Source organism: Paracoccus sp. C2R09 (assembly GCF_018860625.1).
Taxonomy (GTDB): domain Bacteria; phylum Pseudomonadota; class Alphaproteobacteria; order Rhodobacterales; family Rhodobacteraceae; genus Paracoccus.
Window position 1 is genome coordinate 194,377 of the sequence record NZ_JAHKQB010000027.1, and the last position, 12,394, is coordinate 206,770.

The 12,394-nt window shown below is 66.7% G+C and carries 11 protein-coding genes and 1 other RNA gene; 4 read left to right on the top strand and 8 right to left on the bottom strand.

Translation table 11 applies throughout. The features are described 5' to 3' along the window. Positions 1 to 114 precede the first annotated feature (114 nt). The 3 genes from queA to lpdA all read left to right on the top strand — a co-directional run bounded on the left by queA (position 115) and on the right by lpdA (position 4,113). A complete protein-coding gene (gene queA, locus KO490_RS11280; RefSeq protein WP_216019508.1) occupies positions 115 to 1,182 on the top strand; it encodes a tRNA preQ1(34) S-adenosylmethionine ribosyltransferase-isomerase QueA in 1,068 nt (355 codons plus the stop codon). Positions 1,183 to 1,264: 82 nt separating this feature from the next. Continuing rightward, positions 1,265 to 2,629: an MFS transporter gene (locus KO490_RS11285; protein WP_216019509.1), complete on the top strand. Its 1,365-nt coding sequence runs from the start codon at positions 1,265 to 1,267 to the stop codon at positions 2,627 to 2,629. Positions 2,630 to 2,718: 89 nt separating this feature from the next. Next, positions 2,719 to 4,113 (top strand): dihydrolipoyl dehydrogenase, encoded by a 1,395-nt coding sequence (gene lpdA, locus KO490_RS11290; protein WP_216019510.1) that lies wholly within the window; start codon positions 2,719 to 2,721, stop codon positions 4,111 to 4,113. Between the two features lie 52 nt (positions 4,114 to 4,165). Here the strand turns inward: lpdA and KO490_RS11295 are convergent, their stop codons facing one another. Further along, positions 4,166 to 6,583 (bottom strand): penicillin acylase family protein, encoded by a 2,418-nt coding sequence (locus KO490_RS11295; protein WP_216019511.1) that lies wholly within the window; start codon positions 6,581 to 6,583, stop codon positions 4,166 to 4,168. 136 nt (positions 6,584 to 6,719) lie between these two features. Between KO490_RS11295 and KO490_RS11300 the strand changes: the two genes are divergently transcribed. Next, positions 6,720 to 7,595 (top strand): NAD(P)-dependent oxidoreductase, encoded by an 876-nt coding sequence (locus KO490_RS11300; RefSeq protein ID WP_216019512.1) that lies wholly within the window; start codon positions 6,720 to 6,722, stop codon positions 7,593 to 7,595. Between the two features lie 10 nt (positions 7,596 to 7,605). Here the strand turns inward: KO490_RS11300 and KO490_RS11305 are convergent, their stop codons facing one another. The 7 genes from KO490_RS11305 to ssrA all read right to left on the bottom strand — a co-directional run bounded on the left by KO490_RS11305 (position 7,606) and on the right by ssrA (position 12,339). Further along, a complete protein-coding gene (locus KO490_RS11305; RefSeq protein ID WP_216019513.1) occupies positions 7,606 to 8,442 on the bottom strand; it encodes a CHAD domain-containing protein in 837 nt (278 codons plus the stop codon). A gap of 67 nt (positions 8,443 to 8,509) precedes the next feature. Next, positions 8,510 to 8,749 carry a ribbon-helix-helix domain-containing protein gene (locus KO490_RS11310; RefSeq protein WP_252727136.1) on the bottom strand — a complete coding sequence of 80 codons (240 nt, stop codon included), beginning with the start codon at positions 8,747 to 8,749 and terminating at the stop codon, positions 8,510 to 8,512. Then, positions 8,746 to 8,934 carry a DUF4169 family protein gene (locus tag KO490_RS11315; protein ID WP_216019514.1) on the bottom strand — a complete coding sequence of 63 codons (189 nt, stop codon included), beginning with the start codon at positions 8,932 to 8,934 and terminating at the stop codon, positions 8,746 to 8,748. The genes KO490_RS11310 and KO490_RS11315 overlap by 4 nt, the downstream gene beginning before the upstream one ends. Before the next feature lie 87 nt (positions 8,935 to 9,021). Further along, the gene (gene fumC / locus KO490_RS11320; protein WP_216019515.1) at positions 9,022 to 10,416 is read right to left on the bottom strand and encodes a class II fumarate hydratase; all 1,395 of its coding nucleotides are present in this window, start codon (positions 10,414 to 10,416) and stop codon (positions 9,022 to 9,024) included. A 96-nt stretch (positions 10,417 to 10,512) separates the two neighbouring features. Beyond that, entirely contained in the window at positions 10,513 to 11,385 is an 873-nt protein-coding gene (locus tag KO490_RS11325; RefSeq protein ID WP_303462974.1) for a dihydrodipicolinate synthase family protein, read from the bottom strand. A gap of 7 nt (positions 11,386 to 11,392) precedes the next feature. Beyond that, a complete protein-coding gene (locus tag KO490_RS11330) occupies positions 11,393 to 11,872 on the bottom strand; it encodes an SspB family protein (RefSeq protein WP_216019517.1) in 480 nt (159 codons plus the stop codon). A gap of 112 nt (positions 11,873 to 11,984) precedes the next feature. Further along, positions 11,985 to 12,339, bottom strand: a transfer-messenger RNA (tmRNA) gene (gene ssrA / locus KO490_RS11335). Positions 12,340 to 12,394 lie beyond the last annotated feature (55 nt).

Below are 12,394 nucleotides of genomic sequence, written 5' to 3' on the forward strand. Positions count from 1 at the left end.
GGCTCCCTTCCGGGTCATCTCCTACTGATTTCATCAAGAAAGTAAAGTCCGACTTCTTTGGTGGGTCTTCAAGCCTTCTTGACGGAAGGGCGGTGCTGGCGCAGAAGCCCCGCCATGAAGCTTTCGGATTTCGATTTCGACCTGCCCGAGGGGCTGATCGCGACGCGCCCCGCGCGCCCGCGCAGCCATGCCCGCCTACTGCTGGCGCAAGGCGATGCCATCGCGGACCGCCATGTCTTCGACCTGCCGCAGATCCTGCGCGCGGGCGATGTGCTGGTGCTGAACGACACCAAGGTCATTCCCGCGCGCCTGACCGGCACCCGCGCCCGCCAGACCCCCGACGGCGAGGCCGTCGCGAAGATCGAGGTGACGCTGCTGGAGCCCGCATCCGAGGGCTGGCAGGCGCTGGCCAAGCCCCTGCGCAAGCTGCGCGAGGGCGAGGTGATCCGCTTCGGTCCCGACCTGTCGGCCACGGTCGCCCAGATCGCCGATGGCGGGTTGCGGCTTGTCTTCGACGCCCAGGGCGACGCCTTCGATCAGGCGCTGGCCCAGGTCGGCGCGATGCCGCTGCCGCCCTATATCGCGGCGCTGCGTGCGCCCGACGAACAGGATCACGACGATTACCAGACCGTCTGGGCGGAACATCAAGGTGCCGTGGCGGCCCCCACGGCCAGCCTGCATTTCGATGCGCCGCTGCTGGATGCGCTGCGTGAACGCGGCGTCGAATTCGTGCATGTGACGCTGCATGTGGGGGCGGGGACATTCCTGCCCGTCAAGGTCGACGACGTGACGGCCCATCGGATGCATTCGGAATGGGGCCAGGTCACCCCCGAGGCCGCCGCCCGCATCAATGCCGCCAAGGCGGAAGGCCGCCGCGTCATTCCCGTGGGCACCACCGCGCTGCGGCTGATCGAATCGGCGGCCGATCCGGCGCTCAACCCGGCTGCGGGCGATGCGCCCATCGCGCCCTTCATGGGCAAGACCGACATCTTCATCTATCCGGGCCATGCCTTCCGCGTGGCCGATGCGCTGATGACGAATTTCCACCTTCCGAAATCGACGCTTCTGATGCTGGTCTCGGCGCTGATGGGGCAGGATCGCATCCGGGCGATCTACGACCATGCCGTTGCCTCACGCTATCGTTTCTTCAGCTATGGCGATGCGTCGCTTTTGATCCCCTAGGGTCGTTTTAAGGTCATGCAGCCTGTGTTATCGGCGCTAGGCGAAGCGTTCCGATTCTCCTGCTGACAAACGAGCCCCCCAAATGACCTCCGTGCTGCGCACAACCTGGCCGCTTTTCCTCGGCATCCTGCTGCTCATGGTGGGCAACGGCATGCAGGGCACCCTTCTGGGTATCCGCGGGGGGATCGAGGGTATTCCGACCTTCCAGATGTCGCTGGTCATGGCGGGCTATTTCGGCGGGTTCCTCGTCGGCAGCCTGACCGTGCCGGGGCTGATCCAGAACGTGGGCCATGTGCGCGTCTTCGCCGCGCTCGGATCGCTCATTTCCGCCACGCTGATCCTGTTCCCGGTCGAGCCGCACTGGATCGCCTGGACGGTGCTGCGCTTCCTCATCGGCTATTGCTTCTGCGGGGTGTACATCTCGGCCGAGAGCTGGCTGAACGCCGGTTCGACCAATGCCAATCGCGGGCAGTCGCTGTCGGCCTACATGATCGTGCAGCTGCTGGGCATCGTGATCGCGCAATTGCTGCTGAACACGGCCGATCCCGCGGGCTTCCTGCTGTTCGTCATCCCTTCGGTGCTGGTTTCGCTGGCCTTCACGCCGATCCTGCTGTCGGCCAAGCCCGCCCCGCAATTCGAGACGATCAAGCGGATGAGCTTTGCCGATCTGTATCGCGCATCGCCCCTGGGCTGCGTCGGCGTCTTCCTGATGGGGGGCGTGCTGGCCGTGCTGTCGGGCATGTCCTCGGTCTGGGGCGCACAGGTCGGGCTGTCGGTGGCGCAGATCTCGCTCTTCGTGGCGGCAAGCTATGCCGGGGGCCTCGTGCTGCAATACCCGGTCGGCTGGATTTCGGACCGCACGGATCGCCGCCGCGTCGTGCTGATCATGGCGGCGGTCGGCAGCATCTGCGGGCTGGCCGTCATCGCCATCCAGCCGGGCACCCTGGGCCTCGTGATCGCGGGCGCGATCATGGGCGGGGCCGCGAACCCCATCTATGCGTTGCTACTGGCTTACACCAACGATTACCTGGACCAGTCGGACATGGCCTCGGCTTCGGCGGGTCTGATGTTCATCTATGGCGTGGGGTCGATGGCCGGTCCGATCCTGACGGGTTGGCTGATGGGCGTCGTGGGGCCGGACGGGTTCTGGATCTACATGGGCGTGCTTCTGGCGCTTCTGACGGCCTATGCCGGGTGGCGGACGACGCAGCGCGCCAGCCTCACGGTCGAGGAGCAGGGCAACTATGCCGTCATCGGCCCGAACGCCACGACGGTCATCGTCGAGGCGCTGATGGACGAGGCGCAGGATTCCACCGAGGAACAGCCCGAGGACGAGGTTCAGGAGGACCAGCCCGAGCTGGACGGCGAAGGGCTGGACCGCGATGCGCTGGAACCGTCCGAGCCTGCCGACGAGCCCGAACCGGATGCGGAACACCGCCAGCCCTGACGATCGCGACAGGGCGGGATGCCGGGCCCGACTTGCTGACACCCCCGAAATGATTTAACGCTGAACTAATTCTCAGTCAGCCGGGGGACATGATGGCCCAGAATTTCGACATGGTGGTGATCGGCGCCGGACCGGGCGGTTACGTCGCCGCGATCCGTGGCGCTCAGCTTGGGCTCAAGGTGGCCTGCATCGAACGCGAGCATCTGGGCGGTATCTGCCTGAACTGGGGCTGCATCCCGACCAAGGCGCTGCTCCGGTCCTCCGAGGTGTTCCACCTGATGCACCGCGCCAAGGAATTCGGTCTGAAGGCCGAAGGCATCGGTTATGACCTCGACGCCGTCGTCAAGCGGTCGCGGGGCGTCGCCAAGCAGCTGTCGGGCGGGATCGGGCACCTGTTCAAGAAGAACAAGGTCACCACGATCATGGGCGAGGCGACCCTGGCCGGCAAGGGCAAGGTCACCGTCAAGACCGACAAGGGCACCGAGGAGATCACCGCGAAATCCATCGTGCTGGCCACCGGTGCGCGTGCGCGCGAACTGCCGGGCCTCGAACCCGATGGCAAGCTGGTCTGGAACTACAAGCACGCGTTGCAGCCGCCGCACATGCCCAAGAAGCTGCTGGTCATCGGATCGGGCGCGATCGGGATCGAATTCGCCAGCTTCTACAACACGCTCGGTGCCGACACGACCGTGGTCGAGGTCATGGACCGCGTCCTGCCCGTCGAGGATGCCGAGATCAGCGCCTTCGCCAAGAAGCAGTTCGTCAAGCAGGGCATGACGATCATGGAAAAGGCCACGGTCAAGAAGCTGGACCGCAAGGGCGACAAGGTGACCGCCCATATCGAGACCGGTGGCAAGACCGAGACGATGGAATTCGACACCGTGATCTCGGCCGTGGGGATCGTGGGCAACACCGAAGGGCTGGGCCTGGAGAAGGCCGGGATCAAGGTCGACCGCACCCATGTCGTGACGGACGAATACTGCCGCACCGATCTCGAGGGCGTCTTTGCCATCGGCGATCTGGCAGGCGCGCCCTGGCTGGCGCACAAGGCCAGCCACGAAGGCGTGATGGTCGCGGAACTGATCGCGGGCGGCAAGCCGCATCCGATCAAGCCGGGCAGCATCGCGGGCTGCACCTATTGCCACCCGCAGGTCGCATCCGTCGGCATGACCGAGGCCAAGGCCAAGGAAGCGGGCTATGACATCAAGGTCGGCAAGTTCCCCTTCATCGGCAACGGCAAGGCCATCGCGCTTGGCGAACCCGAGGGGATGGTCAAGACCATCTTCGACGCCAAGACGGGCGAGCTGCTGGGCGCGCACATGGTCGGCGCCGAGGTGACCGAGCTGATCCAAGGCTATGTCGTCGGTCGCCAGCTGGAGACCACCGAGGAGGACCTGATGGAGACGGTCTTCCCGCACCCGACCCTGTCCGAGATGATGCACGAATCCGTGCTGGACGCATATGGTCGCGCGATCCATTTCTGATCGCGCCTGCACCTGATGCGGAACGGGGGGCCATCGGCCCCCTGTTTGCGTTTCAGCCCTTGGGTGTCAGCCTCGTGATGCCCGCAGCGGCCGCCCGCGCCAGTTCGGGGTCCAGCGACATGGTCACGTATTCGCCGCGCCGCCACAGGCCCGCCAGATCGTCGTAATGGCGCGACAGGGGATGGCCCGACTGGCCTGTCGAGGTGATGAAGACCGAACTGTCGGGATCGGCCAGGTCGAACACGCCGCGGAAATTTGCCCCGTCCCCGGCAAGGAACGGATCGTCGCCATGCCCGACCGACCCGGAACGCGCGACGGTGAAATCCCCGCCCGAGACGGATTGGTTGATGTTCACGATCCACCCGAGCGCGGGCGTGCGTCCAAGGCCCGGATGCACATGCCGTGCCTGGTGCTGATCGCCCCAACGCCAGCTTTCGACATCGGGACCGAAGCGCGCGCTGAGATCCAGGATCGCGCGATCCAGCGCCTGCCGGGCGATGGTGGTGCAATCCTCGGTCGCAGCACTCTGGACGATGTCGCACCAGCGGGACGCGCCGCCGCGATTGCGGAAGACCGCCTCGATGAAGCCGGGCTGCAGGCGCGTCAGGTCGTCGGCCAGCGGGCCAATCTCATCGCGGATCAGCCGGTCCTGCAGCGCGGCCATCCAGGCGGAATAGATCAACGGCTCGGGCAGATGCTCGCTCATGGCGCCGTCCCATTCGGCCATCAGGGCCAGCGCATCCTGGCGCTGCCGTTCGGGCGTGCCGGGGGCCGCCGGATCCTCGGTGAACCACAGATCGGCCCCCACCAGCGGCAGAAGCGTGCGGGCGGCGGGGCTGACCACGTCAAGCTGCGCGGCGATGAAGCTGTCGCGGGAATGGATCTCGCGATCCTGCAGCAGTCGGGTCAGCCGGCCCTGGCGCATCGCGTTTCCGCCCGGTTCCTCGGTCGCGATGCCGACGCCGTTGCGCCCCTCGATCGGGGTACCTGCAAGGGAGGTCGTTCCGCCCCAGGCACCGTCGGCCAGCCAGCCGGGGCTGGGCATCGCGCCGCCCGTCGGGTGGTTGTCGGACCGCTGCGGGATCGCGCCCGCCAGCAGATGCGTCACGCCGCGGCGGTCGGCCAGCATCGCGTTCATCGCCGGTGCGGTCATATGGGCCAGGGCATCCTGCGCATCACGGGTCGTGGCCGCACGCATCACCCCGATCAGCGCCGTCATGCTGGCATCCTTGCGCGACAGGCCGGTCCAGCGCAGGGCGGGAACATGGCCGATGGGGGTCACGTCACGCAGCCCCGGCGCAAGGCTGGGCACCACGGGGCCGTTGGCCGTCTCGCGCAGGGTGATGCTGCGGGGGGCGTCGTCCAGCACGCGGATCGTTTCGGTGCGGGTGGCAAAGTCGGTCCAGCCGCCGACCCCGCGATAGCGGTCGGGATTGCCGGGCTGCACCTCTTCGATGGCGATGTCGGAATCGTCCACCGCGGCGGGCGACAGCGCCCATGACAGCGTCGGGCTGCGACCCGCGAAGATCACGGGCATGCCGGGGATCGTCGCGCCGATCACGCCGCCGTTCTGCAGCTGCAACCGTGCAAGATAATAGAGCGAGGGCGCCGTCAGCCCGCCATGCAGATCGACGGCCAGCAGCGTCCCGTCGGCCGCGGTCCGTTCGGGCGACGCGCCGAAGGCATTGCCCCCCAGCTGCGGCCCGGGCGCCAGATAGCCCATCGCTTCGGGCGCGCTTTCGGGACCGGCGCGGTTTTCGGGCAGGGACAGCCGCGCATCGGCAAAGAGCGACGCATAGGCCGGCAACCCGACCGGCAGACCCGGGCGGGCCAGGATCTCGGGGCCGTGTTCGGGATCGGCCAGCGACAGGCGGGCGCGCATGATCTCGTCGGTCGCGGCGCCCGTGGCACCTGCCGCGATCAGTTTCAGGATGGCCAGGGAATCGGTCGGCGTCCAATAGGTGATGACATCCGGGAACAGGAAGAATTCGGGCGCGCCACGACCCATCGCGCCGTCGTTGACGATGCCGATCCACTGGTTCACCCCGGCGGCATAGGCGTTCAGCGCCTCGCGCGTGGGGGCGTCCTGGGCCTGCAGCGATGCCTGTGCATTGCGATAGAGACCCAGCCTGCGCGCCAGATCGTCGGCGGGCAGGGCCTGCGGGCCCATCACCTCGGCCAGGCGACCCTGGGCCGCGCGGCGCAGCATGGTCATCTGGAAAAGCCGGTCCTGCGCATGGGCCAGGCCCAGGGCGAAGAACACGTCCGCATCCGTCTCGCCGAAGATATGGGGCACATCCTCGGTCGACCGGACGATCTCGACGGGGGCGCCGATCCCCTCGACCTGATACGAGGCGTCGTAATCGGGCAGGGACCGGACGGCGAAATACCAGGTCAGCAGGGATGCCAGGACCGCAAGGACGATCAGGCCGATTGTCAGCCGAAGAAGCCAACGGAACACGGTAAGCATGCGGGGCGCGATCCTCGGATCTGGCACGGCCGGCGTCTCTTGACCCCGTCGTGCATGGGTGGTGGTGTGCTGCATAGGACAGCCGCGCAGGCATTTCAACGCGGGCGGCAGGCACTTATCCGACATGGGGGATGGCATGGCGAAGACGGCGTTTCTGGGACTGGGCGTGATGGGCTTTCCGATGGCGGGGCATCTGGCCGCGAAGGGCCACGAGGTGACCGTGTTCAACCGGACGGATTCGAAGGCGCGCGCCTGGGCCGAGCAGCATGGCGGCAGCCATGCGCCCACCCCGCGCGAGGCCGCATCGGGGGCGGAATTCGTGATGGCCTGCGTCGGCAATGACGACGATCTGCGCGCCATCTGCCTTGGCCCCGACGGTGCCTTCGCGGGGATGAGGGATGGCAGCATCTTCGTCGATCACACGACCGTCTCGGCCGAGGTGACGCGGGAACTGGCCGCTGCGGCGGCCGAGGCCGGGATCGGATATGTCGATGCCCCGGTTTCCGGCGGACAGGCGGGGGCCGAGAACGGTCAGCTGTCGGTCATGTGCGGAGGCGATCCTGCGCATTACGACCGGGCCGAACCGGTGATGGAGGCCTATGCCAAGATCTGCCGCAGGCTGGGCGATGTCGGTGCGGGCCAGATGACCAAGATGTGCAACCAGATCGCCATCGCGGGGCTGGTGCAGGCGCTGTCGGAATCGCTGAACTTCGCGCAGATGGCGGGTCTGGACATCGAAAAGGTGGTCGAGGTCATCAGCCAGGGTGCCGCCGGAAGCTGGCAGATGCAGAACCGCCACCAGACCATGGCCAGGGGCGAATTCGATTTCGGTTTCGCCATCGACTGGATGCGCAAGGATCTGGGCATCTGCCTGAAGACGGCGGACGAGATGGGCGCGGCACTGCCGGTGACGGCGCTGGTCGATCAGTTCTACAAGGATGTGCAGCGCATGGGCGGGGGGCGTTGGGACACCTCGGCGCTGATCGCGCGGCTGGCCGACCCGAAGGGCTGACGCCCGGCATTCAGGGGATGTCGGTCCACCAGACCGGCGCCCCGCGCAGCTTGTCCCATGCCTTGGCCGCGCGGGCGCGGGCCTTCGCCTCGGTCTTGTCGGCACCTTTCGGCAGCTCGGACCCCCGGGCGCGCATGGTGACAAGATCGTTCACCACCCCGAGCGCGTCCTGCATCCGGGCCATCCGCTTCTGCATCGGTGCCGCGTCGCTGTCGAACAGCCGCCCGAAGAATTCCGACAGATAGCGCATTTCCTTCGACCGCTTGCGAAAATCGTGCAGCTCCTCGGGGTCCAGCCGGCCCAGATCGGGACCGAAGGCCAGCAGCTCCGTCCAGGCGACCTGCAACGCGCGCGAGGCGATGACGGGCAGGGGCGCATCGGCCAGCCTGCGGCGACGGTCGCCCCGGATCGCACGGTTGCGGTCGTGCAGGACGCGCTCGACCTCGATCTTCAGGGACAGGGCGGTTTCGGCCTGGAAGGTGGCGCGCAGTTCGGCCCGAAGATCGTCGGCCGCCGACTGCGCCTGGGGGGTGCCGAGCGCCTCGGCCTGCACATCGGCGTCGCGCAGCGGCCCAAGCTGATCGGCACGCGCCTTGAGCAGCCCGTCCAGCGCCTTGAAGGTGCCGGGCGACAGCATGTCGCGAAACCCGCGCAGCAGCGAACGCATCCGGCGCAGGGCCACGCGGGCCTGATGCACGGCCTCGGGGTCGTCCGAGGTCAGGATGGCGGCGCGTTTGCGGTCATGGATGACGGCATCTTCGCGCAGCAGCCTGCGAAATCCGTCCAACGCGTTGGTGTCGCCCGCAAGCCCCGCCGATTTCGCCAGCTTCTGCGCCTTCGTCCCCATGATGCGATCCCCTGATACCTGTCGGAACTGTCACCCTGCAGCGGAAACGCGTGCCGGGCCAGACCGTTCAATCGGGTTTGCGCTGCATCTGCGCCAAGACGAACAGCCGCAGCGCGGTGGCAAGGCCGACCTCGGGCGGGCGGGCGTGATCGACCTGTCCGATCAGCAGGGCGCGGGTCGTGCCCCTTGCGCGGGCCTCGACATTCAGCGCGTTCCAGAACGCGTCCTCGAGCGAGACCGAGGTCCGGTGCCCGTCGATCGTCACCGAGCGCTTGGCGGGCGCGGACATGGGGGGCAGGTCGATCATTGCGGGGTGTCGTCATCCTTGCGATGTGCCTGCCAGATCCGGCGGACGCGGGCCTCTTCGGCCTCGCGCGTGTCGCGCAGCTGCTTGGCCTCGCCGAAGCGGGCGGCGTTGCGGTCGCCCTCGGCGCGTTTCTCGTCGCGCGCGCGGGACTTGCGGGCCTGGCGCAGGTTGATGATCCGGGTCATGCAGTTCCATGAATACGAAAGGGGCGCGCCAAGCATAGCGCGCCCCGGTGGTCCATCGTCAAGTGGCCCGTCGTAGGCCGGCCCGGATCAACCCTTGGGGCTGATCATGTCCTCGGGGCGGACGACGCGGTCGAAGGTCTCGCCATCGACGAAGCCAAGTGCGATCGCCTCTTCGCGCAGGGTGGTGCCGTTCTTGTGCGCGGTCTTGGCGACCTTGGTGGCGTTGTCATAGCCGATGGTGGGGGCCAGCGCCGTCACCAGCATCAGCGATTCCTTCATCAGCTTCTCAATGCGTTCGACATTGGCCTTGGTGCCCGCGACCATGTTGTCGGTGAAGCTGCTGGCCGCATCGCCCAGAAGCTGCATCGACTGCAGCACGTTGTAGGACATCATCGGGTTGTAGACGTTCAGTTCGAAATGCCCCTGCGACCCTGCAAAGCCCACTGCGGCGTCGTTGCCCATGACATGGGCGCAGACCATGGTCAGCGCCTCGGCCTGGGTCGGGTTCACCTTGCCCGGCATGATGCTGCTGCCCGGCTCGTTTTCCGGCAGGATCAGCTCGCCCAGACCCGAACGCGGGCCCGATCCCAGCAGGCGCATGTCGTTGGCGATCTTGAACAGCGATGCCGCGACCGTCTTGAGCGCGCCCGAGAACATGACCATCGCGTCATGGGCGGCCAGCGCCTCGAACTTGTTGGGGGCGGTGACGAAGGGCAGGTCGGTGATCTTAGCGATTTCGGCCGCGATGGCGGTGTCCCAGCCCTTCTTGGTGTTCAACCCGGTGCCGACAGCGGTGCCGCCCTGCGCCAGTTCATAGATGTCGGGCAGGCAGGCCTTGACCCGTTCGATCCCCTTGCGGACCTGGTGGGCATAGCCGCCGAATTCCTGGCCGAGCGTCAGCGGCGTCGCATCCTGCGTATGGGTGCGGCCGATCTTGATGATGTCCTTGAACTCGTCCGACTTGGCCTCCAGCGCGGATGCCAGCTTGTCCAGGCCCGGCAGCAGCACGTCGCGTGCCTGCATGGCGATGGCCACATGCATCGCGGTCGGGAAGGTGTCGTTCGACGACTGGCCCATGTTGCAGTGATCGTTGGGGTGGACGGGCTTCTTGCTGCCCTTCTCGCCGCCCATGATCTCGATCGCGCGGTTGCTGATCACCTCGTTGGCGTTCATGTTCGACTGCGTGCCCGAACCCGTCTGCCACACGACCAGCGGGAAGTTGTCGTCGAAGCGGCCCTCGAAGACCTCGGTCGCGGCCTGTTCCATCGCGGTGGCCAGATCCTCGGCCAGATCGCCATTGGCACGGTTGACGCGCGCGGCGGCCAGCTTGATCGCGCCAAGCGCACGGATCATCGGGACGGGCTGGCGTTCCCAGCCGATGGGAAAGTTCATGATGGAACGCTGCGTCTGCGCGCCCCAGTATTTCGAGGCGTCAACCTCCAGCGGGCCGAAGCTGTCGGTCTCGGTGCGGGTATCGGTCATGCGAAGGCTCCCTTGGCGTTTCGCGGCGGTTTTAGCCGTCCGGGGCGCTCGGTGCAATTCGTATGCGATTGCATGCCGGATGATAGCGCCAGCAGATCAGCTGTCGATCGCCTCGATCGCCTGCTGCAGCTGGCCCATCGCATCGTCGGGCAGGGGGCGCAGCGGTGCGGGCGGGCGGCTGGGTGTCAGGCCCATCGGACCGGCCGCGGCATGACAGATGCGAAAGCTTCCGAAGCGGCGGAACAGATCCCAGAGCGGTTCGAAGCGGCGTTCCAGTTCGGCCACGCGGTCGCGATCGCCCGCCTGCGCCGCACGGGCCAGCGCCAGTGTCGGCCCCGGCCACATGCCTGCCGCGACGCTGTACCAGGCATCGGCACCGGCCAGCAGCGCAGCCGTGCAGCCCCAATCCGCGCTGTAGCCGATGGCGAAGCCCGCCGGCAGCGCGTCGCGCAGCGCCGCGATTTCGGAATCGTCACGCAGCAGCGGCATTTTGACCGCCGCCACGTTCGGCAGATCCGCAAGCCTTGCCAGCAGATCGGTCGAGAAGGTGAAATGCGTGGTGGTCGGATTGTTGTAGATGCAGATCGGCAGGTCCGAGGCATCGCCCACCCGCCGGAACAGATCGCATACCTCGTCATCGGACAGCGGCGCATAGGACATGGGCGCCAGAAGCAGCCCGGCCGCACCGTGATCCGCCGCATGGCGGGCAAGCCGCGCGGCCATGTCGGCCCGCAGGGCGCCCACGCCCGCGATGACGGGAATGTGGCCCTGTGCGGCGTCCAGCGCCTCGGACAGGACGGTCTTGCGCTGATCCTCGGTCAGATAGGCATAGCCGCCCGTCGAACCCAGCACGCCCGCGCTGTCCAGACCGGCATCGGCCATGCGCCGGATCAGCGGCGCAATGGCCCCGAGGATCGGATCGCCTTCGGCATCCATGGGCGTGATCGGAAAGCCACTGAGACCACGCACCTGCCGGTCACTTCCGCCAGCGGTCGAGGCTGACGACATCCGCCCCGCCCGAAGGGGGCGTGTCGTCGCCGTCATCCTCGGCATCCAGCTCGAACTCGGCGTCTTCGTCCTCATCCTCGTCGTCATCTTCGTCCTGCGTTTCGAAGCGCAGGCCGAACTCGACCGAGGGATCGACGAAGGTGCGCAGCGAATCGAAGGGAATGATCAGCGGTTCGGGCGCGTTGCCGAAATTCAGCGTGATGGTGAAATGATCGTCCTCGACCACCAGGTTGTCGAACCAGTGCTGGATGACGATGGTCATTTCCTCGGGGTAACGGGCGCGCAGCCAGTCCGCCATCTCGACGCCCTCGTCGCGCGTGTCGAAGGTGATGAAGAAATGATGTTCGCCCGGAAGCCCTTCGGCCGCGATCTTGCGCAGCACCTCGGCAATCAAGCCCTGCATCGCACGATGCATCATTCCGCCGTAATCGATCCCAGACCGGGCCATGCCGTCACCTTTCGTTCCTTGCCCCCAAGCATAGGGATGTGGCGGGGGATGAAAAGGGGGCCGCGACCCGTTTCGGGGCCGATTTCGCGGATGGGGTCAGAAGGGGGGAGAAGGTGCAGGATTCTGTTGCAAGGCTCCTGCGGGCCCCGCCTTACGCGGCTAAGCGCAAGGAGTTAGGTTTCGGTTACCCGAGCTGCTTACGCAGCCAGAGCGACCGGAGCACGGTTGTCGTTGGCAACTGTACAAATCGCACCGATGACGGTGGTAGCTCACCGGGACAAAGCAAACACCTTTAGACGTTCGTCGATCCTGTTTCGGCCCCATGTTCCCCCAACGAGGGTATTTGGTGGAGCCGCCGGGTACCGCCCCCGGGTCCGATCCGCTTATTACGTGCGCGTTTATGTCCATAGTCCGGGTTGCCCCGAACAGGACAACACATAAGGGCCATGATCGCGGCCCGCAAGACCCGGACATGAAAAGGGCGCCCCCGACGGGACGCCCCTGACATCATGCGATCCGGGT